19 protein-coding genes, 1 tRNA gene and 1 pseudogene are annotated in these 25,552 nt (G+C 62.1%); 10 read left to right on the top strand and 11 right to left on the bottom strand.

From position 1 onward, the window contains the following. Positions 1 to 195: 195 nt before the first annotated feature. The 4 genes from ASE91_RS12680 (at position 196) to ASE91_RS12665 (ending at position 6,634) form a co-directional block, all read left to right on the top strand. The gene (locus ASE91_RS12680; protein WP_056626679.1) at positions 196 to 3,342 is read left to right on the top strand and encodes a TonB-dependent receptor; all 3,147 of its coding nucleotides are present in this window, start codon (positions 196 to 198) and stop codon (positions 3,340 to 3,342) included. A 102-nt stretch (positions 3,343 to 3,444) separates the two neighbouring features. Next, a complete protein-coding gene (locus ASE91_RS12675; protein ID WP_056626677.1) occupies positions 3,445 to 4,146 on the top strand; it encodes a SapC family protein in 702 nt (233 codons plus the stop codon). Next, positions 4,143 to 5,162, top strand: a complete 1,020-nt coding sequence (locus tag ASE91_RS12670) for a cupin-like domain-containing protein (protein ID WP_056626675.1) — start codon at positions 4,143 to 4,145, stop codon at positions 5,160 to 5,162. Before ASE91_RS12675 ends, ASE91_RS12670 begins: the two co-directional genes overlap by 4 nt. Beyond that, a complete protein-coding gene (locus ASE91_RS12665; RefSeq protein ID WP_056626672.1) occupies positions 5,159 to 6,634 on the top strand; it encodes a tryptophan halogenase family protein in 1,476 nt (491 codons plus the stop codon). Before ASE91_RS12670 ends, ASE91_RS12665 begins: the two co-directional genes overlap by 4 nt. Positions 6,635 to 6,656: 22 nt before the next feature. On the opposite strand, the gene ASE91_RS12660 is transcribed toward ASE91_RS12665, so the two are convergent. The 4 genes and pseudogenes from ASE91_RS12660 to ASE91_RS12645 form a co-directional block, all read right to left on the bottom strand. Beyond that, positions 6,657 to 7,019, bottom strand: a complete 363-nt coding sequence (locus ASE91_RS12660) for a PilZ domain-containing protein (RefSeq protein WP_162233663.1) — start codon at positions 7,017 to 7,019, stop codon at positions 6,657 to 6,659. A gap of 62 nt (positions 7,020 to 7,081) precedes the next feature. Next, positions 7,082 to 7,166 (bottom strand) — tRNA-Leu (locus ASE91_RS12655). A gap of 42 nt (positions 7,167 to 7,208) precedes the next feature. Next, on the bottom strand, positions 7,209 to 7,601 hold the full coding sequence (locus ASE91_RS12650) for a DUF805 domain-containing protein (protein WP_056626670.1): 393 nt from the start codon (positions 7,599 to 7,601) through the stop codon (positions 7,209 to 7,211). A gap of 61 nt (positions 7,602 to 7,662) precedes the next feature. After that, a pseudogene (locus tag ASE91_RS12645) lies at positions 7,663 to 8,364 on the bottom strand (ATP-binding protein); the annotation flags it as partial. A gap of 106 nt (positions 8,365 to 8,470) precedes the next feature. Here ASE91_RS12645 and ASE91_RS18945 point away from each other — a divergent pair. Genes ASE91_RS18945 through ASE91_RS18935 form a run of 3 tightly spaced genes read left to right on the top strand, consistent with a single transcriptional unit; the run spans position 8,471 to position 12,107 of the window. Beyond that, positions 8,471 to 10,219, top strand: coding sequence for a Mu transposase C-terminal domain-containing protein (locus ASE91_RS18945; protein WP_156357823.1), 1,749 nt, complete (start codon positions 8,471 to 8,473; stop codon positions 10,217 to 10,219). Then, a complete protein-coding gene (locus ASE91_RS18940; protein WP_082454009.1) occupies positions 10,216 to 11,127 on the top strand; it encodes a TniB family NTP-binding protein in 912 nt (303 codons plus the stop codon). The genes ASE91_RS18945 and ASE91_RS18940 overlap by 4 nt, the downstream gene beginning before the upstream one ends. Then, a complete protein-coding gene (locus ASE91_RS18935; RefSeq protein WP_082454008.1) occupies positions 11,124 to 12,107 on the top strand; it encodes a TniQ family protein in 984 nt (327 codons plus the stop codon). Before ASE91_RS18940 ends, ASE91_RS18935 begins: the two co-directional genes overlap by 4 nt. A gap of 6 nt (positions 12,108 to 12,113) precedes the next feature. On the opposite strand, the gene ASE91_RS12640 is transcribed toward ASE91_RS18935, so the two are convergent. Next, positions 12,114 to 12,374, bottom strand: coding sequence for a hypothetical protein (locus tag ASE91_RS12640; RefSeq protein ID WP_156357822.1), 261 nt, complete (start codon positions 12,372 to 12,374; stop codon positions 12,114 to 12,116). A gap of 276 nt (positions 12,375 to 12,650) precedes the next feature. Here ASE91_RS12640 and ASE91_RS18930 point away from each other — a divergent pair, with 276 nt between their 5' ends. Further along, the gene (locus ASE91_RS18930; RefSeq protein WP_082454007.1) at positions 12,651 to 13,256 is read left to right on the top strand and encodes a histidine phosphatase family protein; all 606 of its coding nucleotides are present in this window, start codon (positions 12,651 to 12,653) and stop codon (positions 13,254 to 13,256) included. Between the two features lie 166 nt (positions 13,257 to 13,422). Then, entirely contained in the window at positions 13,423 to 13,914 is a 492-nt protein-coding gene (locus tag ASE91_RS19670; protein WP_156357821.1) for a hypothetical protein, read from the top strand. An 8-nt stretch (positions 13,915 to 13,922) separates the two neighbouring features. Here the strand turns inward: ASE91_RS19670 and ASE91_RS12630 are convergent, their stop codons facing one another. The 4 genes from ASE91_RS12630 to ASE91_RS12615 all read right to left on the bottom strand — a co-directional run bounded on the left by ASE91_RS12630 (position 13,923) and on the right by ASE91_RS12615 (position 19,936). Next, positions 13,923 to 14,210 (bottom strand): hypothetical protein, encoded by a 288-nt coding sequence (locus ASE91_RS12630; RefSeq protein ID WP_056626668.1) that lies wholly within the window; start codon positions 14,208 to 14,210, stop codon positions 13,923 to 13,925. Next, complete coding sequence (locus ASE91_RS12625) at positions 14,210 to 17,473, bottom strand: error-prone DNA polymerase (protein WP_056626666.1); 3,264 nt, start codon at positions 17,471 to 17,473, stop codon at positions 14,210 to 14,212. Before ASE91_RS12625 ends, ASE91_RS12630 begins: the two co-directional genes overlap by 1 nt. Then, entirely contained in the window at positions 17,470 to 18,897 is a 1,428-nt protein-coding gene (locus ASE91_RS12620) for a Y-family DNA polymerase (RefSeq protein ID WP_056627184.1), read from the bottom strand. Before ASE91_RS12620 ends, ASE91_RS12625 begins: the two co-directional genes overlap by 4 nt. 277 nt (positions 18,898 to 19,174) lie before the next feature. Next, a complete protein-coding gene (locus ASE91_RS12615; RefSeq protein ID WP_235530470.1) occupies positions 19,175 to 19,936 on the bottom strand; it encodes an ImuA family protein in 762 nt (253 codons plus the stop codon). 459 nt (positions 19,937 to 20,395) lie between these two features. Between ASE91_RS12615 and ASE91_RS12610 the strand changes: the two genes are divergently transcribed. Continuing rightward, on the top strand, positions 20,396 to 20,626 hold the full coding sequence (locus ASE91_RS12610) for a hypothetical protein (RefSeq protein WP_056626664.1): 231 nt from the start codon (positions 20,396 to 20,398) through the stop codon (positions 20,624 to 20,626). Positions 20,627 to 21,694: 1,068 nt separating this feature from the next. Here the strand turns inward: ASE91_RS12610 and ASE91_RS12605 are convergent. Then, positions 21,695 to 24,196, bottom strand: a complete 2,502-nt coding sequence (locus ASE91_RS12605; protein WP_056626661.1) for a S8 family peptidase — start codon at positions 24,194 to 24,196, stop codon at positions 21,695 to 21,697. Positions 24,197 to 24,198: 2 nt separating this feature from the next. Continuing rightward, positions 24,199 to 25,179, bottom strand: coding sequence for an AAA family ATPase (locus ASE91_RS12600; RefSeq protein ID WP_055817233.1), 981 nt, complete (start codon positions 25,177 to 25,179; stop codon positions 24,199 to 24,201). Positions 25,180 to 25,552 lie beyond the last annotated feature (373 nt).

The following is a 25,552-nucleotide window of genomic DNA, read 5'->3' as shown; positions in this document are numbered from 1 at the left end:
GAATGCGCCGTTCCTGCCGCACACAGGGCATCGATCCCGACCTAAAAAGAATACAAGATAATATCTTAGCAGCAGCGAACCGCACCGTTCGCGCATTGACAACGCTGGACAGATTGGTAGCGTTACCACAGCCGGATCATCCGGCGAGAATGATGGACGGATTGAACCGTCAGAACCACTTAGGGGAGATTCCGTATGAAGGGCCACCTTCTTCGCACGCTCGCGCGCACGTCCTCGACCATTGCGCTCGCCGCATTGTCCGTCGCACCGGGCGTCGCCGCCGCACAGACCACCGATACCGCCACCAATGCCCAGCCGGGCGCGACCGAAGGCGCGGCGGGCAGCGTCGCCCAGCCGACCGGTCAGGACCCCGTGCAGGAGGATGGCGGCGAGATCGTCGTCACCGGCATCCGCGCGTCGCTGAACCGCGCGATCGATATCAAGCGCAACTCGGCGGGCGTCGTCGATGCGATCTCGGCCGAGGATATCGGCAAGTTCCCCGACACCAACCTTGCCGAGTCGCTGCAGCGCATCACCGGCGTATCGATCAACCGCGTCAACGGCGAAGGCTCGCAGGTCTCGGTCCGCGGCTTCTCGGGCGGGTTCAACCTCGTCACGCTGAACGGGCGTCAGTTGCCCGCCTCCAACGTCGACACCAGCGGCGCGGGCGACTTCGCACGCGGCACCGGCCGCTCGTTCGATTTCCAGAATCTCTCGTCCGAAGGCGTATCGGCGCTGGAGGTCTACAAGACCGGCCGCGCCGCGATCCCGTCGGGCGGCATCGGCGCGGCGATCAACGTCGTCACCCGCAAGCCGCTCGATTCGCGCGAAACCGGCGTCACCGGGTCGTTCGGCGTCAAGGCGCTGCACGACGTCAGCACCAATGCCGGCGAAGGCGCCCGCGTCCTGCCCGAAGTGTCGGGCCTGCTCAGCTGGCGCAACGACTCGCGCAGCATCGGCCTGTCAGTGTTCGGCAGCTATCAACGGCGCGACAGCACCTCGGCACAGAGCGCGCCCAATTATTTCACCGTGGTACCGACCGCCAACGTCCTCAACCCCGCCGGCCCGTATGTGAACGGGCAGACGCAGATCGAGAACCGGCCGACCACCCCGTTCGCGCTGATCCCGAACGACAGCCGCTACCAGTTCTCCGAGAACAAGCGCGAGCGCATCAACGGGCAGGCGGTGCTGCAACTCGCCCCGACCGACCGGCTGACCTTCACCGCCGACGCGCTGTTCGCGCAGAACCGGCTGGAGGAGCAGCGCAGCGAGCAGACCAACTGGTTCAACCGCCCGTTCGGCCAGATCCGCTTCAACGGCAACGACGTGATCGCAACGCCCGACTTCATCGCGGAATCGATCAACGGCGTAAAGGATCAGGGGTTCGAACAGCAATTCCGCGCGACCAAGACCCAGCTGCAATCCTACGGCCTGAACGGCAAGTGGGAGATGACCGACAATCTTACACTGAACCTCGATGGCTATCATGCCGTGTCGAAGTCGACGCCGGATGCCGCCAACGGCACGTCGGTGACGCTGGTGTCGCTCGGCGCGCCGGTCATCAGCAGCCAGGCGATCGACTATAGCACCGGCTTCCCGCGCGTGACGCAGACGATCAACGACACGATCAACGGCAACGGCAACGGCGTCCTCGACATCGGCGACCTCGGCACGCAGATCGCGCGCACCAACACCGCGACCCAGCGGCAGCGGATCAATGGCGGTCGCGCCGATCTCGGCTGGGATCTGGGCGGCGGTAGCCGGTTCGATTTCGGCGGCACCTATACCGATGCGCAGATGACCAGCGCGCGGGTGCAGACGCAGCAGCAGCTCGGCGACTGGGGCATTACCGATCCGGGCATCGTGCAACGGCTGGCGTCGAACGTCGTCAAGACTTTCTGCCTCGACTGCAAATTCGACACGTTCAGCCCGGCGGACGTGAAGCGGACGGCGTTCCGCGGCAATGCGGTCGTGCTGAACGACCTGTTCTCGAACTTCTATGCCGCCAACCCGATCAACACGACCGCCAATGATTTCGATAGCGTCGGCGAAAAGATCTGGGGCGTGTACGGCCAGATCACGTGGAAGGGCGAGATCGCCGGGCGCACCGCCAACCTGGTGTTCGGCACCCGGTACGAAGAAACCAAGGTCCGCTCGACCGCGTTGCAGGCGATCCCGTCGGCGATCAAATGGGATGCCGACAACGACTTCTCGTCGGTCATCTCGTCGTCCGCGTCGACGGTGACGCAGCGTGGCAGCTATACCAACCTGCTGCCGGCGGTCGATTTCAATATCGAGGTGTTCGACAACTTCATCGCCCGTGCGTCCGCCAGCCGCACACTGGCGCGCGCCGATTACGGCAACCTGTTCGCATCGACCACGGCAGGCGCGCCGTCGCGGCCGGTGGCACTGGGCGGTCGTCCCACTGGCAATTCGGGAAATGCCGGGTTGCTGCCGCTGGTCTCCGATAACTTCGACGTGTCGGTCGAATGGTATTACAAGCCGTCGAGCTATGTCTCGCTCGGCTTCTTCGACAAGCGGGTGCGCAACTTCATCGGCACCGGCGTCTTCAACCGCAGCCTGTTCGACCTGCGCGATCCGTCGTCGGGCGCAGCGGGCACGCGGTCGGGCACGGCGGCCGACCGGCTGCGCGCGCTGGGTGCCGACCTCAGCGACGTCAACCTGTTCACCTACACCGCGCTACTCAGCCAGAACGGCGGCAACACCGCCCAGGCCGACGCCAATTTCCAGGCGAACCGGAACGCGGCGGGCGCGCTGAACCAGGATTACGTCAACAGCATCCTGCAATCAGTCGACATCTTCGCCAATGGGCAAGACCCGCTCTACGACTTCGCGGTGTCGCAGCCAGTCAACAACCGCGACGGCCATATCTATGGCTTCGAACTGGCCGGGCAGCACTTCTTCGGCAACACCGGCTTCGGCGTGCAGGCGTCGTACACCAAAGTGTATGGCGACGTGAACGCCGACATCGCCGCGGACCCCAGCGTCAACGTGTTCGCGCTGACGGGGCTTGGCGACAGCGCCAACGGCTCGATCATCTATGACAAGAGCGGGCTGTCGGCGCGCGTGTCGTACAACTGGCGCGACAAGTTCCTTGCCGCGACCAATCAGGGCGACAGCCGCAACCCGCTGTTCGTCGCGCCGTTCGGCACGCTCGACTTCAACATCAGCTACGACCTGAACGACCGCATGGCGCTGTCGATCGAGGGCGTGAACCTGACCAGCGAACCGCTGGTGCAGTACGGACGCGATCGCAACGCGCTGGTGTTCGCGCAGGAACTGAAGCCGCGCTTCCTGCTAGGCGCCCGCTACCGCTTCTGATCGCGGTCAAGTAACTGGAAAGGGCCGTTCGGACTGCCGAACGGCTCTTTTCCTTGCCACCGCTTCTTCATAACGTGGCGGCACCCTGCCTCGAGGATCGCGATGCCCAACCCCGTGCTGCTCAACAATGTCGACCATCATGACCTGACCGTCACGGTGGTGCACGACGCCGCGCATGGCGATGCGGTGAATCAGGTGCTGCTGTTCCCCAACGAGTTCGAGGCGGCGCAACGCGACTATCCGATCCTGTTCAGGCGCGACGATCGTGGCGGCATCTATGCCGTCGCGCTGCTCGGGCTCGACCCTGACGACAATCTGTTTCTCGGTTCCGACGGCGGCTGGTCGGCAAGCTATATTCCCGCCGTCCGCCAGCGCGGACCGTTCGTCGCCGATCCGTCGGGAACGGGTGTGCGCATCGACCTCGACGATCCGCGCGTGCTGCGCGACGGTTCGGGCGAGTCGCTCTATCTGCGCCATGGCGGCACTGCGCCCTATCTCGCGCATGTCGAAGCAGTGCTGGGCGTCATTCGCGAGGGGCAGGCGATCAACGCCCCCCTCTTCGCCGCATGGGAGGCAGCCGGATTGCTGCGCCCGACCGCGATCGACGTCGATCTGGGCGACGGCCAGACCTGTGCCATCGCCGAGATCCTCGTCGTCGCCGACGACCGGCTCGATACGCTGGATGCCGAAACGCTGGCGACGCTGCATCGTAGCGGTGCGCTGCGCGCCGCGTTCATGGCGTCGGCGTCGCTCGACAATATCCCGCGGCTGATCGAGCGGCGGCAACGGCGGTACGCCGCATGACCCACCCGCGCGTCGTCCGGTCGATCGAGGCGGCGCGCACGGGCGACTGGTCGCCGGCGGCGCTGGTCGCGGCGAACGAGCCGGTGGTGCTGCGCGGCCTTGCCGCCGGCTGGCCGCTGGTCGCAGCGGGGCGCGACGGCCCGGATGCCGCCATCGCCTATCTCAAGCGGTTCGATGGCGGGCGGCCGGTCGTCGCCTTTACCGGCGATGCGGCGATGGGCGGGCGGTTCTTCTACCGCGACGATTGCAGCGGGTTCAATTTCGATGCGAACCGGGTCGGGCTGACCGCCTGTCTCGACCGCATCGTCGGTGGACGGAACGATCCCGCCGCCCCCGCCATCTATGTCGGGTCGACCGACCTCGACCTGTATCTGCCCGGACTGCGCGGCGAGAACGACCTGCCATGGCCCGCCGGGACGCCCACGCCGATGGTCAGCATCTGGATCGGCAACCGCACGACCGCCGCGACGCATTACGACATGTCGAACAATCTGGCCGCGTGCATGGTCGGGCGGCGGCGTTTCACCCTGTTCCCGCCCGATCAGGTCGCCAACCTCTATCCCGGGCCGCTCGAACCGACGCCCGGCGGACAGGTGGTAAGCATGGTCGATCTGCGCGCGCCCGATCACGACCGTTTCCCGCGCTTTGCCGAGGCGCTGGCGCATGCGCAGGTCACGGAGCTGGAGCCGGGCGACGTGCTCTTCTACCCGGCTTTATGGTGGCACAATGTCGAGGCACTGTCGCCGTTCAACGCCATGATCAACTATTGGTGGAACGACGCTCCCGCCTTTGCCGACAGCCCGATGACCACCCTGCTCCACGCGCTCCTGTCGCTGCGTGACCGGCCGGCGGCGGAGCGGGCGGCGTGGGCGGCGATGTTCGACCATTATGTGTGGAGCGGCGGGGAGGAAGCGCGCGCGCATCTGCCCGCCGTGATCCAGGGCGACCTCGCCCCACTCGACGAACCCGCGGCCCGCCGGTTGCGCGCGCGCCTGTTGCAAAGGCTGAACCGATGACGCGCATGCGGATCGTGATCGCGGGCGGCGGCACAGCGGGGTGGCTGGCCGCCGCGTTGCTGACCCGGCAGCTGTCGTCGCTGGTTGAGGTGACGCTGGTCGAATCCGAAGCGATCGGCACGGTCGGCGTCGGCGAAGCGACGATCCCGACCATCCGTTCGTTCCACGCGCTGCTCGGCCTCGACGAAGCCGAATTCATGGGTGCGACCGGGGCCAGCTTCAAACTGGGCATCGCGTTCGAAAACTGGGCGCGGGCGGGCGACCGCTACATCCATTCGTTCGGCGAGGTCGGCCGATCGACCTGGATGGGCGATTTCCAGCATTTCTGGCTGGAGGCACGGGCGCAGGGCGCGGCGGGACCGATCGGCACCTATTGCCTCGAACACGAGGCTGCCGAGGCGGGTCGATTCGCAACCGGGCCCGACGCGTCGCTCAACTATGCCTATCATTTCGATGCCGGACGCTATGCCGCCTATCTGCGCACCCGCAGCGAAGCGCAGGGGCTTACCCGGGTCGAGGGCAAGATCGCCCGCGTCGAACGGACGGGCGAGAGCGGCGACATCGCCGCGCTTGTGCTGGACGACGGACGGCGCGTCGCGGGCGACCTGTTCCTCGATTGCACCGGGTTCCACGCGCTGCTGATCGAACAGACGCTGGGTGTGGGGTTCGAGGATTGGGGCCATTGGCTGCCGACCGATCGCGCACTGGCGGTGCAGACGGTCGCGACCGGCCCCGCCCCGCCCTATACCCGCGCCATCGCGCACGACGCCGGCTGGCGCTGGCAGATCCCGCTCCAGCACCGGGTCGGCAACGGGCTGGTCTACAGCTCGCGCCATTTGAGCGACGGTGCCGCGCGCGACCGGTTGCTGGCGTCGGTCGAGGGGCAGACGCTGATCGAGCCGCGGCTGATCCGGTTCCGCACCGGGCGGCGGCTGACGACATGGGAACGCAATTGCGTGGCGATCAGCCTGTCGAGCGGATTCGTCGAACCGCTCGAATCGACCAGTATCCATATGGTGATGATCGCGCTCACCCGCCTCGTCCAGCTGCTGCCGTTCGGTCATCCGGGCGAAGCGGCGCGGGCGCGCTTCAACGAACAGTCGCGCCGCGAGATCGAGGCGGTGCGCGATTTCGTGCTGCTGCACTATCATCTGAACCAGCGGCCCGAACCCTTCTGGCGCGAACGGCGCGAGGTCGCGCCGCCCGACACGCTGGCAGAACGCATCGCGCTGTTTGCGCAAGGGGCGCATGCCTATCAATCGGCCGACGACCTGTTCCGCGTCGGATCATGGCTGCAGGTGATGTTGGGCCAGCGGCTGGAACCGGCGGCCCATCACCCGCTGGCAAAAATGATGCCGCCGGGGCAACTGGCGGCCGTGCTGCGCGACCTGAACGAAGGTATCGCGGCGCGGGTGGCGGCGTTGCCGACGCATCAGCAGTTTCTCGATCTGTATTGCCGCAGCGGCGCGTGACCCGGGCGTCGGTGGACGGACGCTATTCGCCGCGTCGATAGGGGCTGTGGATATTGTCCAGCCAGCCCGCGACCGTGCGCGACGCCGGCACCACCGTTCCGCGCGGACGACGGGCAGCGGCGATGTCGACCGTCACCCCCTCGAAATGCAGCCCGGCGCGCCCGTTATCGACCCAGCGTACGGTCGCCTCGACATGGTGGACCGTACCCATGGTGATCAATACCCGGTCGCCGGCGGCGAGATCGGCAAGGTTGTCGATGCAGGTGCCCGTTTCGGACAGGTTGCGGACGCGACATTCGACGACCTGACCGTGGGTTTCGATCCGCGCGTTCAGGATCACGCTGTGGCGGCGCGGTCGTTCGACGGACGATTCATCTTCGTTCATGACGACCATATCCTGGCAGATCGTCCGTCGATGCCGGGCGAGGTACCCGGCACTCGCGAAATTGGTGCCCCTGGCCGGGCTCGAACCAGCACTCCTCTCGGAATCCGATTTTGAGTCGGACGCGTCTACCAATTTCACCACAGGGGCACGCAGCGGTCCGTTAGCGCAAGCGAAACGCCCCTGCAACCGTCAGGAAAAGACCTGATCGATATCGACGCTTCCGTAAGGGTCTTTGGGATCGGCACCGAAGCGGTTCGGTCCGGGCGTCCCGTCGGTGACGAACAGGACGAACAGCCAGATCCAGCCGATGATTGGCAGAAACACCAGCAACATCCACCATGCCGAACGATCTGTATCGTGCAGCCGACGAAACGCGACCGTGAGCCCCGGTATAAATAGTGCGATGCTGCTGATGCCGCCGACCGGTCCGGTGGACTCCATGTCAAAACCAAACACGGAATCGATGATCGTTGCTACCACGCCGACCAGCGCCGAAAAAAGGGAGAACATCCAATATTCCATCCGGCGCGATCGCCCGCGCACCTCGAAATACCGGTTCAAGGGCAGCAGCATCCATTCCATCACAATTCCCCTTCGTTACGATGTAGCAAGCGTCGCAACGCGGCGCTGGCAACGCAATGCTTCAATTGACCGGTGCCCGCCGCCGATAACTCAGCGCTTCCGCGACATGCGCCCGACCGATTCCATCTGCGCCTGCCAGATCGGCGATCGTCCGGCTGACCCGCAACACGCGGTGAAACCCGCGCGCCGACAGCCGCATCGTTTCCGCCGCTTGCGCCAGCAATGCCCGCGCCGCCGCGTCGAGTACCGCTGCCTGTTCCAGCACGCTGCCGTCCGCCTCGGCATTGGTCCGCACGCTGGTTGCGGCATAGCGTTCGCGCTGCACCGCCCGCGCCCTTGCCACCCGCGCCGCCACCTCCGCCGATCCCTCGGACGGCGGCGGCAGGACCAGATCGGCGGCGCTCACCGCTGCCATTTCGATCGCCAGGTCGATCCGGTCGAGCAACGGCCCCGATACCTTCGCCTGATAATCGGCGGCACAGCGCGGCGCCCGAGCACAGGCGAGCGCCGGATCGCCCAGATGCCCGCAACGGCACGGGTTCATCGCCGCGATCAGCTGCACCCGCGCCGGGAAGGTCACATGCGCGTTGGCCCGCGCGACGCTGACCTGCCCGGTCTCCAATGGCTGGCGCAGCGAATCGAGCACCGCGCGTTGAAATTCAGGCAGTTCGTCGAGGAACAACACGCCCAGATGCGCCATGCTGATCTCCCCCGGCTTCACCCGCAACCCGCCTGTGGATCGCCATCGGTTCGATGCACTGTGCGCAAGTTTCTGACCGGATCTTACCGCCGATTGACTACACTATGGGGAACGATAGCTTGCACTGGCGCTGCTTCTGCCCTCTCCAGACGTCATCGGAGCCAGTACCGTGACAGACTTGCCGAAACAGGTAATACCGCTGGGACAAGCGATGATCTCTGGAACCGTAGACGGCGACGACATTATGGCATCGCCCGAACGGCTCAGGATCGCGACGCTTAGAAAACCAGTGTTGGATCGGCTGCTCGCACTCCCCAAGCGGACGAATCGGGAGATACGCATTGCGGCTGAAGAGCTAAACTGTTCAATTCGAACCGTATTTACCTTACTGAAAAGATACGGTGCGTCGCGGCGGCTCGCAGACTTGGCTCCGCGTAGACGCTCCTCATTGCTCGGCAGGAGCATGGTCGATGCACGTGTCGAGGCTATTATGGCCGAGGTGATCGCTTCTTATCACCTCAGTCGTATGAGACCCACTATCACTCAGACGATTCTGGAAATACGTCGGCGCGCTCAACAACTCGGCCTTGCGCTGCCCGATCAAAAGACTGTGCGAAAGCGCATAGCAGCCATCCCAGCGGTGCAAATTGTACGATCGCGTGAAGGTGCGAAGCGAGCGCGCGAACAGTTTGGTTTGGTGTCAGGCTCAACGCCCGAAACCGAGTTCCCCCTGCAACGAATCCAAATCGATCACACACGCGTCGATCTTATTGTCGTGGATGAAGCGCTGCGTCAGCCTCTTGAGCGGCCTTGGGTGACAGTTGCGATTGACGAATATTCCCGAGCCGTGCTGGGCTTTTATCTTTCACTAGAAGCGCCATCGTCTACGTCGGTCGGGCTGTGCCTAGTCCATAGCATTCTACCGAAAGATGGGTGGGCAGCACGGATCGGGCTCGTCCCCAAATGGCTTCCGTATGGCCGGCCCGACGAAATCTACACTGACAATGGATCGGATTTTCGATCCGAAGCCGTGGAGCTGGGTTGTCGATCTTGGGGCATGGTGATCAACTTTCGTCCCGGCGGGATGCCCCACTTTGGCGGGATCGTAGAGCGAGTGATCGGTACAGCAATGCGATCGCTGAGAACCTTGCCCGGTGCGACCGGCGGCTCGATAGCTGAACGCGGTGACGTTGATCCCGCCAAAGGCGCATCGCTGACGATGCAAGAGTTGGAGCTACTGCTCGCGACCTTCATCGCGGGTCATTATCATTGCAAAATCCATAGCCATCACGGAATGACGCCGAACGCGCGTTGGCAGGCTGGTATTTTTGGAGATCAGCAGCGAGCCGGTAGAGGCATCCCAACGCCAATCAACGATCCCGCAAGGCTATTGATAGACTTCCTGCCGATAGAGCGCCGGTCAGTGAACCGCCGGGGCATCCGGTGGGGTGGCATCCACTATATGGATGATATCCTTAGGCCTTATCTGGACGATCAAAGCCAGACCAAATTTGTTGTTCGGCGTGATCCCCGTGATGTCTCGCGTATCTGGTTTCTTTGTCCCGACGATAATATTTATTATCCGGTACGCTCGCGCGATATATCCCGCCCGAGTATTTCGGCATGGGAATTGGAAAATGCTCGCAAGCACCTGCGCGCTAGCGGCCAACGCGGTTATGACGAAACAGCGTTGTTCCAAGCCGCAGAGCTTCAACGAGAAATCGTTGCAAAATCTTTAGAGGCTCGCAAAGCCTCGCGAAAAAACCGGCTGGCGAAAGAGCGCCAGATAGGCGCGAGAATCAGTCAAAAATACTCGGAAACCCATCTCGACAGTCATGAGCCTGCTTCGGCATCCCCTTGGCGTCGCATCATTGACGATGATCTAAAAGGCGACGAATTTTACGAGGTCGATGAATGATCGATCGGGCCCGCGAACTCACTGCGACCGCTAAGGAGCTTTTAAACAGTTCTGACGATGAGCGGGTCGGCTCGCTCTCTCGAGAGCCGTTCGTGTCCTATGGGACAGCGAAGCGCATCTTGATCCGCATGAATGCCCTTCTGCACAGCCCTAGATCGCATCGGCCTGCAAGTATGCTTATTGCGGGCGCTACAAACAATGGAAAAACCATGCTCGTGCGCCGGTTCACCGACGCAAATTTGCCAGTCCATGACGAAGATGCGGATGCGGTGATCTGCCCCGTAATTTACATTCAGATGCCGCCGACCCCCGACGCTCGACAATTCTACCTCGCCATTCTCGAGAAACTTCATGTCCCGATCCAGCGGACAGCGGTCCTTAGCCACGTTCAGGCCCAAACACTAAAAATATGCAAGATTGTCGGACTTAAAGTCCTTATTATAGATGAGCTACATAATATACATGGCGGCAGGATTGAACAGCAAAGATATTTCCTAAATCTTCTTCGCTATATCTCAAACGAACTTGAAATACACATTATAGGATGTGGCCTAGCATCCGCATTGAGAGCACTGCAATCCGACGAGCAACTCACCAACCGCTTTGAACACTGGCCACTTCCGATATGGAAAAACGACAAAGCCTGTAAAGTGCTCCTGAACACGATCGAGTCCACATTACCACTACGACGACAATCGAGCTTGTCGGAAACAGAGATGATAGAGCGTATCTTAGGCCTTTCCGGGGGAACGATCGGCGAGATCGTTCGCCTAATTAGAGAAGCCGCTGAGACAGCGATACGGTCAGGAGCGGAGCGTATCGACACTAATCTGTTGGATGGTCTGGGATGGGTTGCCCCCGAGAACAGACGGCGAGCGGCTGAAGCTGTTTTAGGCCATCGCGGTTGACCGCAACCGAGCTCCTCCCCTGGCGACCAAGCCCGAAGCCAAACGAGCTATTCTCGTCGTGGTTACGGCGCTTAGCGCTAGGAAACAGCGGGAAGATTCAGACATTTTGCCATTTGCTGTGGCCGGGTCGGCAACTTTGGAACAGAGACACCGATGCCATCGCCCCTGCCGAGGTGCTCTTGTCGCTCGCCTCGCGAACAGGACGGAATATAGCCCTTCTGGAAAAAACGACGCTTCGCGCATTCGAAGGCATCGTGTTTGAGCACGTGCGCGTCAAGGTCGCGACCCGTTGGGTGTTGCCACTTGGGGTATATCATCGAACCCGGCGATTGGGCGGTCAGCAATGGTGCCCTGTCTGCCTGAGGGAGGATACCCACCCCTACTATCGGTTAGACTGGCGCCTAGCATTTTCAACCTCTTGTTCGAAACACGGGGTAATGCTTCACGATCGATGCACTTGTTGCGGGGAGCCTGCCGTGCCCCATCGCGGCGTTGATCCTGAGTGCCACCAGTGCGGGTTTGATCGCCGGAAATCGCCGGTCACTTTCGGAGATTCCAGAGCGCTCCAGCTCGAACATACTATGCGTGCCGTGGCTTATGGCACCGGAACGCTACCACCGCCGCTTCGCGACCTTCATCCCTTGGCGTATTTCGACCTGCTAAGGCAGGTCTTCAGTATCGTGTCATCGAATCCACGCTCAGCGCAGCTGAGGGAAACTGTAACCCGCCACTCGGGCGGCGACCCCTCGCCCCCGACTCGTTCGATGAAAAGCGCGGCATTCGAGAATCTTTCAACGTCCGACAGGCATCGCATGATCGCGATCGGAGCGTGTTTGTTAGAGGGATGGCCGTTCAATTTCATAGGCCTTTGCGCCGAGGCCGGGATGTGGAAAAGCTGGGCTATGCGCGGCGATCAAAGGCATATCCCTTTCAAATATGCCGATCCCGTCGCTACTTATCTTGCCCCGATCCTACCTTAGCCAGCTTTACGCGGCGCAAGACACGGTCTCCCGTCCTCGCTTTTTTGCATCTCGTTCGGCGGCTGAAGCGATCGCCGCATAATCCCGAAGAACCTTCTGCATGATCTTGACCTCAGCGAGTCCTACGTCGCTCGCGCCTACGAGCATGGCAGCCATGGCGCCCTCAAATCGATTGAGGCCGAACTCCACTTCTAGCACTCCAAGCATCGCCGACAGGCGACTCGCGACAGCATCAAAGTCAACTTCGCTATTTGGCAATTTCAACAAACGCGCCTCCTGCACATACAGAGGCCCCGGTCCGAAGCCGGGTGTTCGTAACCCCGCGCGTAGCACAAGGCGCTGCCGCCTTTGAGCGGAGCCTTGGACATACGCGGCAGCCACCCGGCCGAGAAACTCGACCGGACTACGCCTTCAACGGGGTTACGACGCCCCACGGACGGGATTGACCGTGCCGCACATCGTAGATCGCAGAAACAGACACTATGGGCAACGGCCCGATGCCCTGTATGAATATGACTTCATCTGCAGAGGGCATATTTTCACGTGCGAGCGACATTTGTGCGGCATGGTCAGAGCACCGGAAATGCCGGAATGCCAAGCGACGACCTTTCCTTGATCGAGCTCACCGACCTTGGTTGGCAGCAGGCCCGTGATGTTGCCGCGGTGTGGGATGAAACACCGTCGCTGATAGTCACTTCGCCATACCTTCGCACTCAGCAGACGGCAGCACCTACGATCGAGCGGTTCCACGGCGTTCCAGTTGAAGTTTGGCCGATCGAAGAATTCACTTACCTTCAACCTTCTCAATGGAACGGAACCCTCAGCTCTACGAGGATGCCTTATTTGGAGCGCTTCTGGAGCGCCGCCGACCCGACGTATTGCGATGGAGAAGGTGCAGAAAGTTTTGCAACGCTGCTTCGCCGCGCCGAAACGGCGCTTGGAAGGCTTTCGACCTTACCGCCCGACGCGCTGGTATACGTTTTTAGTCATGGTCAATTTATCCAAGCCGTCCGCGCTGTCATCAATGACAACCATTTGGACGACAAACAGAAAATGGAATTTTTTTGGAAAAAGGGCGCTCCGCCCCCAATAAGTAACGTACAAAGACTTTCGTTTAATTTCGGATCACAGGGATGGAATGAACGGTAAATTCGCATCGATTATCTAACCGATACAATCCGCCAATGCCGTTGCGACCGCGGACTCCGCCGAACTCAGTTTTTAGCCGCTAAAATTCGTCAGCGCTCAAACAAGCCCAATCCGAAGAACGGCTTCGTTCCCGGGAGCCGTATCCGAGAATCGCGGCGCGCAAGCGATGTCCTTCCGCGACGAATACCGACTTGAACATTGCGGTTCGACGGCCCGTGACGGCTTATCCGAAGCGCGTCCACCGTCGCTCATGCCAGGCCCGAGACTGAACCATATCTCCGAACCGCCAGAACCGGGTTTCCCGAGTGTGGAGACCAGCCCGAACGAGAGTCCAGCACTCGCCGGTTGGCAGCTCGACGATGCGGTGAATGTGCGCGGCATCGACGTGGTAGGTTTCGCCAGGGGGCCGGTGAACCAATTCACTGCGCCAACCGCCGCTCGGATCCAGATTGAACACCTCTTCGACATACCCGCCATCAAGGATCTCGGTGTCGAAGCTCCAGGGGTGGTCATGCGGCGTCGCGTGTGGCTCTTCCATCTTGAACCGGTGCAGCGCACGTCCGTCATCGAGATGATATTTGGTGAACGCCCGCGACATGCGCTCGACGCTGACGATCCGCGTGCCGTCGGGAACGCGAGCAACGGCTGCTCGCGGTAGTCGCATACTCACGGTTCGATTACCTCTTCATAACAGCCGGCGCGGCGCAGCTGGCGGACGATCCCGTTGAACGCCGCGGTCACACCCTGTGCCCTGCCGATCTCGTTCTCCTGCCGGGCGGCGTCCCAGTAGAGTTCGAGCGGCCAGCGTTCCGGGCAGTGCGGCAGCAGACAGCGCAGCGCCAACCGAATCTCTACGACATCGACGCGTGCGTCCGAGCAGCGCGCCACACCGCCGCGCAAAATATGCACCGATAGCGCGATGACAACGCGTTGATGACGGACGAGCTTGGCCATCAATGAAAGTCGTGAGATTTGAACTTCACGACGGCTTCCGGATCCATGCCGTCCGCATGGGGCGGCCAGTAGGAGTTGCGCGGGCCCGGGCTCCAGCCCTTGTCGCCGCGGTCGGGGGAGCCGGCATGCTTCGCACCGTCACCGCGGCCGGTCCGGTGGGGGAACGACATCTCGCCGACCCAGTGCAGCAGATCGCCGTGGTCGATGATCCGGTCGCAGATGACGTGGATGACCTCACCTTCCTTCTGCACCCTGCCCTTCATGCCGATCATCGACGCGGACATGACGGTACGGCGTTGGCGCTCGAACCGATCGGGCCACAGGATGCCGTTGGCGATCCCGGTCTCGTCTTCGATCGTGATGAACAGAACGCCTTTGGCAGACCCCGGCTTCTGACGGACGAGGATGATGCCGGCGACCTCGACATGCCGTCCGTCGCGGATAGTCGCGAGGTCCGCGCATTTGGTGACACCACGCCGCGCCAATTCATCACGGACGAAGGTCAGCGGATGCGCGCGCAGCGAAAGTTGCAGCGCGCGGTAGTCCTCGATCACCTCGCGACCATCGGTCAGTGGGCGCAGTTCGACATCAGGCTCGATCCCTTCCGCACTGACGGCCTGGTCGGCGCGATCGGCCGCGGCGAACAGTGGCAGCGGCGCTTCGCCGAGCCCCCTCACCTTCCACAGGCCCTGCCGACGATCGGCGCCAAAGCTATGAAAGGCATCGCCGTCCGCGAGCTTCTCGATCGCGGCGCGCTGCACGCCCGATCGCCGCCATACGTCTTCCACGCTTTCGAACGCGATCAGCTCGCGTGCGCCGACGATCTTTGCACCGTCCGCGTTCGACAGGCCGCGGATCTGCCTGAGACCCAGCCGTACCGCGAGGTACCGCCCGCCATACGGCTCCAGCGTGCAATCCCAGCGGCTCGTGTTGACGCAAGGGGGGCGAACCACGACGCCATGCTCGCGCGCATCGCGCACGATCTGGGCGGGTGCGTAGAACCCCATCGGCTGCGCGTTCATGAGACTCGCGCAGAATACGTCCGGGTGATGATGCTTCATCCACGACGATGCGTAGGAAATCTTGGCGAACGAGGCGGCGTGGCTCTCGGGGAAGCCGTAGGACCCGAAGCCTTCAAGCTGCCGGAAGGTGCGCTCGGCAAACTCACGCGGGTAGCCACGCTCGACCATGCCCCCGATGAGCTTTTCGCTGAAGTGCGACACGCCGCCTGTGAATTTGAACGTTGCCATGGCGCGGCGCAGCTGATCGGCTTCAGCCGGCGTGAACCCGGCACCGACGATAGCGACCTTCATCGCCTGTTCCTGGAACAGCGGCACGCCGAGCGTCTTTTCCAGCACCGCGCGCAGCTCAGGTCGCGGGTATTCCGGTTTCTCCAGCCCTTCGCGCCGTCGCAGATAGGGATGGACCATGTCGCCCTGAATCGGTCCCGGTCGTACGATCGCGACCTGGATGACGAGGTCGTAGAAGCGCCGCGGCTTCATGCGCGGCAGCATGCTCATCTGCGCCCGGCTCTCGATCTGGAAGGTGCCGAGCGTGTCGGCCTTCGAGATCATCGCATAGACGTCGGGATCGTCATCTTGCAGATCGGCCAGACCGACCCGCAGCCCCTTGTCTGCCTCGAGCATGTTGAAGGCGCGGTTCATGCAGCCGAGCATACCGAGACCCAGCACGTCGACCTTCATGAACTTCAGCGCATCGATGTCGTCCTTGTCCCATTCGATGATCTGCCGATCTTCCATCGCCGCGGGTTCGATCGGGACGAGATCGTCGAGACGGTCATGGGTGAGGACGAAGCCGCCTGGATGCTGGCTCATATGGCGCGGTACGCCGATGAGCTTACGGGCAAGCTCGAGCGTGAGGCGCAGGCGGCGATCGCCAATGTCGAGGTTCAATTCGTTGACCTGCTTTTCGCCGACGCCCTCGGCTGACCAGCCCCACACTTGGCCGGCCAATGACGAGGTCAGGTCCTCGGGCAGGCCAAGCGCCTTGCCGACGTCGCGGACGGCGCCGCGCGCCCGGTAGCGTGTGACCACCGCGGTCAATGCCGAGTGATTGCGGCCATAGGTCTCATAGATCCACTGGATGATCTCTTCGCGTCGCTCATGCTCAAAGTCGACGTCGATATCGGGGGGCTCGCGGCGCTCCCCCGATACGAACCGTTCGAACAGCAGTTCGTGCTTAATTGGGTCGATCGAGGTGACGCCGAGCACGAAGCAGACGCAGCTGTTGGCGGCCGAGCCACGGCCCTGGCACAGGATCCCGCGCCGGCGGGCTTCGCGGACAATCGCGTAAACCGTCAGGAAATACGGCGCATAGCCAAGCTCACCGATCAGCCGCATCTCATGCGCGATCTGCTCGGTATAGGCAGCCGGCACCGTACCGTTGAACATTACGTCGACGGCGTCTTCCGCCAGTTTTTGCAGCGCCTCTTGCGCGGTCAGCCCGTCGATTAGCCGCTCATGCGGGTACTGATAGGCAAGCTCACCCAGATCGAAGGTGCACAGACGGGCGATATCGGTGCTGGCACGCAGCGCATCGGGATACGCCTTGAACCGCCGGACCATCTCGTCGGGGGATTTGAGCGCACGGTCGGCATTGACCTCGCGCCGGTAGCCGAGCTCGTCGACAGTGCATTTCTCGCGCACGGCCGTCACCACGTCCTGCAACAACCGTGCTTCGGGCGCGTGGTAGAGGACATCACCCGTCACCACCGCGCGAACGCCAGCGCCACCTGCCTGCCGCGCCAGCGCGTCGATCCGCACGGCATCGTCCGGCCGACGCCGTTGGAACAGCGCCATGTACCCGCGACGGCCATAGACTGTCTTCAGGTCGGCGAGCGCCGCCAGATTCTCCTCGTCCGGCTCAACCGGCAGCAGGATGGCGATCATGCCCTCCGACCAGGGTTCGAGGTCATGCCAGTGGAGAAGACACCCGCCCTTCCCCGCCCGCTTCTTGCCCACCGTCAGCAGACGCGTCAGACGCGACCAGGCGGGGCGATTGGTCGGGTACAGCAGCAACTGCCGCCCGCAGAACAGATTGACGCGTGTGCCGGCGATCGAGCGAACGCCCGTCGCCTTCTGCGCTTCCCAGGCGCGCACCACGCCCGCGACGGTGCCGATGTCGCTGACCCCGATCGAGGGATAGCCGAGCAGCGCCGCAGCCGCGAACAGCTCCTCGGGGCTCGATGCGCCGCGGAGTAGCGAAAAATGCGTCAGGACCTGGAGCTCGACATAGTCGGTCATGCGAACACGCCGTGCATCCACCAGCTGAGATCGCCGGTATCCTCGACGAATCCGTCCCCACGCCGGAACACCCAGTAGCGACCGCCTGTCTCGTCCTCGACGCGGTAATAGTCGCGAACCGCCCACACTTCCGCGTCACGGCGCCACCACTCGCCGTGGATCCGCTCGGGGCCGTCGCCAGCAACCACCTTGTGCGGCCGGCCGCGCCATTCGAACCGCCGGGGCGGCTGATCGGGCATCAGCGCGATGACGCCCCACAGCGGTTCAGGTCTGGCCAGCAGGCGCGTCGGTCGTCGCCATTTCGGCCAGCCCGCGGGCGCCACCACTGGATCGGCCCGCATAACGGCGCGCTCGGGCACGTGACTTTCAACGGGCGCGATCCGGAACACAGCGTCAGCGCCGATACGGCCGGCCACGACATCGACGAGACGGGCGGGATCGCGCACGAGAACCTCACCGGCGAGAACCGCGCCGAGATCGACCGCGTCGAGCGGCTCGGTATGCGGCGCTGCCAGGTAGAATTGCTCGAGCCCCAAGCCTGGATCGATCCGTTCGATCCTGAGCTTCATGAGCCGCAACAGGTGCGAGACCTCACGCGTCGGGCGTGAGGTGCCGACCGCGACGACCTGTTCGCTGCCATCGACGCGCAACCCACCGAGCCGTAGCGATCGTACGCCGAGCCCTTTCGCACGCAGCAGTTCGGCCATGTCGCCGAGAAGATCCTCCATGACCTGCGCAATCGCGTCCGCGGTGACGATCGGTTCGAGCAATCGGCGTTCGACGATCGGCATGACCTCGTTGGTGCGCGGCGTGATGGGTTCGGCGACCGCGCCGAGTGCCTGATCGAGCCGCGTGATCGCAGCCAACCCGAGCCGGCGTGCCAAAGGCCCGCGCGCGACCGGTAGAAGATCGGCGACGCGTTCGAAGCCGAACTTGCGGGCGGCAACGAGCGCGGTGCCTGCTAGGCGCAAGGCCGCGACCGGTAGGCCGCTGAGCGTGTCAACCGTCCGCCCTGTGGGCACGATCGCGATGTCGGCAGGCCCGAACCGGGCAACAGCGTGTGCCGCGCCCGGCGTGTCTGCGACCGCCACTCGCGCGGTGAACCCGGCACGCTGGCAAAATGCGCGCAGACGCCGGCAGAACCGCTCTTCGCCGCCATGGAGATGCGCGCAGCCGGTCAGGTCGAGCCACAGCCCGTCGGGCGGTGTGGCTGCGGCGATCGGCGACCAGCGGCGCACCGCGCGTAGCGCGAGGCGGTCCAGTAACGCGGCATCCGCCTCCGTATCGGACGGTCGGATGTCGAGATCGGACACCAGTGCGCGCGCATGGGTCGCGGCCATTCCGATCGTGATCCCCAACGCGGCTGCGCCATCGCAGGCGGCCACGACCTCTTCGCGCCGCCCAACCTTGCCGACCAGCGCCAGCGGCGCCCTGTGGAACGCAACAACGGTCGCCGCGACCCTGTCGTGACTGTCGGCTGGCGCTGGTCCGTGGAACGGATGGTTCGCCGCTTCCGAGCGTCGGCCAAGTTCGCGCATGGGCGGCTTGGCATGCGCAGGCAGCGCTGCGATCTGGCCATCGACATCTTGCCTGGTCGGCAGGTCAGCGCGTGCCCAGCGCGCACCCGGCCGCCACCCGCCGCCCCGCGGTACCGAACACGGACCGGGATCGTCGTCGACGGGAAGCTGAAGGGCTGGCCGCTCAGGCGGCCGCGTAGCGTGCCGGTCCAGCCGTCTCAGCCGTTCGATGGCCAAGTGCGGCAGGAACAGCGAGACAACCCGTCTCATCGCAGCCCTCCAAAATCATCGAAAATGCTTCGCCGCTACGCTGCCGTGCGACTTCGACCTGCCACCGCGATCGGCCGACGCCGGCAACACCCAGGCGTTCGGACGGCGCACTGGCGATCCGCCAACGCGTCCAGGCAGCAGACGGCTCGGCGAGTGGATCCTGGTCACGATTACGCCGGCGTCGCAGGACGAGAACGGGAATGTCGGCATCGGCCGCGACCAATTGCAGGCGCCGGGTCGCCACCATCGACATCCGGCTTACCTCGGCGATCACCGCCGACGGTGTTCCGTCGCGCACCGCGTCCTCGACGACGGCCAGTAAGGCCGCATCGTCATGGGGTTGTGCATGGATCAGGTCGGCAGGCGCCAAGCCCGCCTGCTCGAGGCCAGGTGCATAGAGATCGTTGCGACAGCTCACCCATAGCACCGGTCCGCCTGTGTGAGCCGCCTCTCGCGCCGCAATACCTGCCAGGAACAGCGTTGCTGCGGCATCGTCGACCATCGAACAGCTTTGTGCGGCGACCTCATGCAGCGCGCCGGCCCGAAGGCCTCGGCTCGCGAGCCGATCGTCGAGCGCGGGGATACCGAACGGCATGATGCGGTGATCCACCACCGGCGTGGCGATCGTCCGCAGGTGGGCGATGGTGGTCGGCAGGGACTCGAGGGCGGTGATCATGATGTCTAGACTCTACCTGTTCCCTTTATGTTCCTTACCAGAACCGTTTGGTCAAGCGTCAGACTCGAGACTCATGTGGATAAGGTTCTCCCTAGGAATGCTGCCAAGCGCGTTTGGCTGTGCGCCGCGGAGCCGGGCTACGGCGCGTGCGCGTATGGGCCGTAGAACAGATTGCCGAGCGCACGCCTGTAATGCGCGTTCATCTAACGTCGACGGCGATGCTCGGGACCGTCGTAAATCATGTGGCAACGCTGACAGAGCGCTGCCAGTTGGTGAAGCGCACTGTCGCTGTCAGAGAAGCCCAAGAACATGCAAGGTCCTCGCCATAACCGGATAAGGATGTGCCACGTGGCACACCTCCTCCGCCGAGCTGGCGTCGATAATTCTGGACGTTGTGACGGCAACCATTAGTTTCGGGATGACGACTTTGTGCAGAGCGCGACCCGTAAAGGATAACTCATGTTTTCAGCTCCCGCCCAAAGGATTCTCAATCTTTTGAAGACCAAGGTCGCCATGGATGGACCCGATATTGAAGACGCAACCGGCCTAGACGAGCCGACGATCAAGGCAGCAGCTATCGAACTCCGGAATGCCCGCCTTATCACCACCAGTGGCGCGTCGGATGGCAATGAGGATGACGGGATGGCGATCGACAGGTTGACGATTACTCGGTTGGGGACATCAGCCTGAGTAATCGCATTTAGCTATGGCGGGCTTTTAAGATGTGCCGTTTTTACACCGTCCGCTGAAACGACGATCAAAGGGGCTTTTCCCGGTTTTTGACGCTCCTGAAGTTCAGGCTGTCGGCAGTACCCGGGTGCATCGGTGTGCGACGGTCAGCTTTGGCGATCGACAGCGCCTCCGCCGACGTGCAGCCGGTTCGTTTGATCATAAGATAGCCCTACTTCCGTAGATACGGGACGTACAATGCCACTTGGGAACGGCCAGCGAGACAGCCGAGGCGTTCTCACGAGGATCGAATATCGGAATGATCGGGTCTGTCTTGGCTGCTGACCAGCCGATTTTATCCACGCCGCTTGGCAAGCCGCCGACTAAATATATACCGTGCTTCCCATGGAACTGTACCCTGCCGTCCGCTCTCGGATCGTACTTGGGCTTTATTCAGCCTGCTTCGGAATAGGCGCGTTCAACCATGCGCGCGATTTTATGGCATATGGTTGGCGGCCTTATAGTTGGGGACCACCACTACTTGAGGCTTTCTGGACGTGATTAGTACTTTTAGACCTACTTACGATCACATTGCTTTTATCGCGACTTAGGCGGTGTGGCCTGCTTTTGGCGGCAGCAGTCATGCTTACTGACGTGATAGCTAACACCTATGCCTTGGTCGTTTTGAAGATTCCCGCATTCGGCTTGGCCGTGCCGCTCCAGGCGACATTTCTCGGGTTTGTGCTTGGCTCACTTCCGTTCGTTTGGCCTCAACGAGGACCATCAGCACTAGGTGCATGAGCGTCTGAGACTGCGCCGGGAGCGGCCGATCCGACATTCCCGATTAGGAAGGATGGTTGGGACGGCTGACGTTTGCAGGGTCCGCTGGTTGGCATGGAAGCAGCCGTTTCCCGAAATGTGTTCCCGATTGCTCTTTCCCGAAATGGCCCTGTGGAAACGGAGAAATGGGACAGCCAAACGCAAAAGCGGAACCCGCCGTTGGTATCCACCCGCAACGGATAATGTAAGCACGAAATCTTGATTGCGAGCGGCCGCTATGTTTGCGCGCCGCTGCATCTAGCGTCGCCGCTAGATCTCGATGGCGACCTCAGGCGCGACTTGGGCAGTAACCTCGGTGTACAGTTCTGTTCCTGGTGCCGCGCGGATGCTCGCGATCAGGCTATATCGTACCGCCTCCCCCGCATGGCCCTTCGCAACATTTTCTCTCCACCACCCCCCTGTTGGATAGACGATGATCGCGTCACGAGCGGCAAGCTCCGTCGCGGTGCCTTCCCAAATATCGGCGTGCAACGATCCTCTATTTCGCAACTGAGGACCGATAGTCCAGCCGGCATCCGACGCCGCGCGCCTTGCAGGTCGAGCACCTGCCTCAGACGTTCTACGTCGAATAAAAGTATCTAGTGAGTCATCCGCATGCTTTAGGTCGAAGCGTAATCCATGGCTTGCGTAAACGTGACGTCGTGACAATCCCCGCTCACCAGGGTTAGGCTCTATGAAATAGCTCAAGGTTATTCGCAGTTGGACAAGCGTCGCAGGATCAAGTGCGAGCAGTGCGCCTCTCGGCCACGGAAGCTGGTGGACTGCCAACTCGTCCGTAATCGCTGCTCCACCCTTCATCTTGAATGGCACGATCTCGTCTTCGGTAACAATAGTTAGATCGTGATCGAGGCTGCCGAGAGCACGCACTAAGGAAGGAACGCCAAAGCCGTAGCGACGCACAAGAGCAGGCTTGCCAATGGTGTTCTGATTGGCACGCATAGCATCGGTCCACTCTGCGGAGTGAACGATGAGACCGCGTACCGTCTCCGGCCACAATGTTGGCTTTTCCGCCATGATCTGTGCCGCCATTCGGGCGGCAAGCGCAGTAGCCGCGCTGGTGTCACCGGTTGTCGTGAAAGGTCGCTCGGCGATCGTGCGATATGTGGTCAGTAAGGCGAGGTCATCAACATGATCGCCCTGCCCCGTCGCTGGATCATGGCCTATGTTTCCGCCCTCGAACACAACATCGGGCTTCAAAGGCCATTCTCGAATCCAGCTGACGGAGGTTCGGCTCCGCGGCATGATGTCACCGGCGGCACCAAGCGCATTCCAGCCGGCATAAGTCGGATCCGAAATGAGCGTGCGCTCAGTGTACGCTCCAACAGTCAACGCATTCCATGCTTGAGCCGGATTTTCGATCGGCATTGTATCGTTGCGTGCTGGATAGTCTGCCGCAACGATCGCCTCGCGGATATTGCCAGCAGCGACCGCAATGAAGCGTTGCACCTCGTCGCGACCAAAGGTGATCGCATCTAGCTTGGCCGACCATGCCGATGGTCGGCCGCGACCGTGATCGCCTAGGCTTGTAACCGCTAGACAGATAGCTCTTGGTCGATTTGGCGCAGCAATCTCTGCTCGCGCAATCGCCTGAGCAGTGATTGCACCATATAAATCCGGGGCATTGGCGCCGTGATCCGGCAGGATCTTTACTGACTCCAACCGGTGCCGGACGACGATCGGCCCGGTCCCATCAAGTACTTCCATAAGGTCGCCGTACAGCGATGTCCCCGACATCTGCGTACCGTGACCTCCGTGACCTTGTGCACTGACATCCTCAGCATTCCAAGCGGCGTCGAATGCCTGCTGATCAACAGGTAGAAGGTAAGGTTTGATCAAAGGATGGTTGATGGTCGTACCGGAATCTAGCAGGCATACGGCCGGGGCTTCGTCATCGATCGGCACGAGCCGCTTTGCTAGATCTGCGCTCCACGTTCGTTGCTCAGCACCATCCATGCCCATAAAAAGCGAGGGCGTGTCTCGCGCGAGACGGAGCTCGGCAACGCTGTCAGTGTTGGCGATCACTCGTCCGAGCTGCTCAGGCGTACCTTTAGCGATAACCACATCACGTTCAGCGAACTCGAGGGTATGCTCGCGTGTGACCATGCCAAGCGCCTGCGCGGCCTTGTCGAACGACCCCTTTGTTCCTTTGCGAACCCACACCTCCCACCAGGCCTCGCCCCCCGGCGCGGGAAACAAGTTAGCCTGGTCGGTGTAGAAGGATCGAGCGACCGCTAAACGCGCGGTTTCGATCGACGCGATGAGGCGCTGATTTTTTGGCTTGCGAAGCTCTTCGACGGAGCCGTCGTCGTGTGTTTTGTAGGTGACATTGTCGTCGTCACGATAGGCCGCAACTTTTCTAAGGTAATAGTCCTTCTGCGCCTCGGGAACGAACACGGTTGCCGAAACCTGCCCCTCCTCCGCCGGGTGCACGTTCACTAGTTCAATCGGAAAGCGGCCCCGTCGGTTCTCCAGCTTGTCGACGATGTCCGCCTGGCCCGAAGGCAGAGTGAACTCGACATAGAAGCCTTTTTCTCCAGCAGCGATATTCGCGTCCCGGTTTGCGAGGACCGTCTCGCCTTGCTGCACAACCGCCGTCAGGGCTTGGGTTAGGGCATTTGCATGGCCAACCCGATCGCGCTGCGGCAGTCCACCGCCGCCATCACCGCCCGCCTGGTAGGCTGTGTAACCCCGCCGCGTGCCTGTACCCCGAAGATAGATATGCGGATGCGGCCGCGCTTGTTCGTCTGCCATTCTTACCGACGAGCCGCCGCCTTCCGCTCAGCGATCGCAGCGAAAAGATCCGCTGTCTCCACACCGTCACGCCCTGCGAGCAACGTCCTTTTTGCTGCTTCGTCCGCAACACGAGAAAGGTCTGCCTGACTTAGCCCATCAACCCCTTCGGTTGCGTCTTCCCAAGACACGGAAGCCGTGTCGAAGGCCGATAGCCGAGCTTCAAGGATCGCCCGAGCTACCTGCGCGTCTGGCAGGGTGTATTCAATCACGTCGTCGAAGCGCCGGAAGAGCGCTGGGTCCAAGAGCTCGGGATGGTTGGTCGCAGCAACGATCAATCCTTCGCTGTCATCCTCTTCCAAGAACTGCAGAAAGGAGTTTAGAACGCGCCGGATTTCTCCTACATCGTTGCGTTCGCCACGGCGTGCTCCAATCGCATCGAACTCGTCAAAGAAATAAACGCCTCTAGTCTCGGTCATCGCTGAAAAGACCGTGCGAAGCTTCGAGGCTGTCTCGCCCATGAACTTTGTTAGCAGCCCGTCCAAGAGGACCGAAAACAATGGAAGCTTAAGCTCGCCGGCGATGGCTGCCGCGGTCATCGTCTTACCTGCTCCAGGCGGGCCTATGAGCAGAAGCTTGCGGCGCGGCTGCAAACCATGCTGGCGCAAGCGATGCACCTGCCGCTGCTCGAGGATTACCCTTTGAAGACGATCTCGCAACTCAACTGGGAGGACCATACTCGATAGCCGCGTATCGACATATTTGGCAGCGACCAGACTCGCCAACTCGCCACGAGGCTGAACAAGGGGAACGGCATGCGCCCGCGCTTTTGTCTTGCCCCGTGCTCGGGCATCATCCACCATCTCGCGCAGCTGCTGAGCGACCTTGCCATGGCCAAGGCGCGCTTCATTAGCGGCCGCCTGCATCGCGACACTGAGAAACTGCTCGTCATCGCCATCGATGTGACTCTGCAGCAGCGCGACGAAATGAGTCGCCTTTGTCACGCTAATTCGCCTGTACGATGCCCCATCATGCCTCATCTCGCGCTGTCTGTTGCGGCAACGCTCGGAAGACGCGCTTTGGTCGACTGCTCCCAAGTACTGGCCGTTCTATCGTCGTTCCATCAATGTGACAACGAGTTCCGCACAGTGGCTGCCGGGCAGACACGCGGACCCAAGCTCGATCTACATACCGCTATTGCCCTCAAGCGAGATCACCGCCGTCCCGGTCGGTGCTTTTTGGGTATGCCCCCAGCGCATCCTTCCAGGCCGGTCCTTTTTAGATCAATAGATGATCCATAGAATTCGGGGCTATTTGTTGCCTTGGTCCGGCTGAAGTCCCAGCCAAGGAGGACCATACGGCACCCAATCAAACGAC

The sequence above is a fragment of the Sphingomonas sp. Leaf62 genome (genome assembly GCF_001421915.1).
Lineage (GTDB): Bacteria > Pseudomonadota > Alphaproteobacteria > Sphingomonadales > Sphingomonadaceae > Sphingomonas.
The sequence above is the reverse complement of the archived record's forward strand: the minus strand, read 5'-3'. Positions and strand labels throughout refer to the sequence as shown.

Bases quoted from the DNA above. Each gene is read 5' to 3' on its own strand.
- ASE91_RS12615 (WP_235530470.1), bottom strand. From the start codon at position 19,936: ATGATCACCGCCCTCGAGTCCCTGCCGACCACCATCGCCCACCTGCGG.
- ASE91_RS12630 (WP_056626668.1), bottom strand. From the start codon at position 14,210: ATGGCCAAGCTCGTCCGTCATCAACGCGTTGTCATCGCGCTATCGGTG.
- ASE91_RS12670 (WP_056626675.1), top strand. From the start codon at position 4,143: ATGACCCACCCGCGCGTCGTCCGGTCGATCGAGGCGGCGCGCACGGGC.
- ASE91_RS12605 (WP_056626661.1), bottom strand. From the start codon at position 24,196: ATGGCAGACGAACAAGCGCGGCCGCATCCGCATATCTATCTTCGGGGT.
- ASE91_RS12665 (WP_056626672.1), top strand. From the start codon at position 5,159: ATGACGCGCATGCGGATCGTGATCGCGGGCGGCGGCACAGCGGGGTGG.
- ASE91_RS12650 (WP_056626670.1), bottom strand. From the start codon at position 7,601: ATGGAATGGATGCTGCTGCCCTTGAACCGGTATTTCGAGGTGCGCGGG.
- ASE91_RS18940 (WP_082454009.1), top strand. From the start codon at position 10,216: ATGATCGATCGGGCCCGCGAACTCACTGCGACCGCTAAGGAGCTTTTA.
- ASE91_RS19670 (WP_156357821.1), top strand. From the start codon at position 13,423: ATGTCCTTCCGCGACGAATACCGACTTGAACATTGCGGTTCGACGGCC.
- ASE91_RS12610 (WP_056626664.1), top strand. From the start codon at position 20,396: ATGTTTTCAGCTCCCGCCCAAAGGATTCTCAATCTTTTGAAGACCAAG.
- ASE91_RS12675 (WP_056626677.1), top strand. From the start codon at position 3,445: ATGCCCAACCCCGTGCTGCTCAACAATGTCGACCATCATGACCTGACC.
- ASE91_RS12680 (WP_056626679.1), top strand. From the start codon at position 196: ATGAAGGGCCACCTTCTTCGCACGCTCGCGCGCACGTCCTCGACCATT.
- ASE91_RS12660 (WP_162233663.1), bottom strand. From the start codon at position 7,019: ATGAACGAAGATGAATCGTCCGTCGAACGACCGCGCCGCCACAGCGTG.
- ASE91_RS12625 (WP_056626666.1), bottom strand. From the start codon at position 17,473: ATGACCGACTATGTCGAGCTCCAGGTCCTGACGCATTTTTCGCTACTC.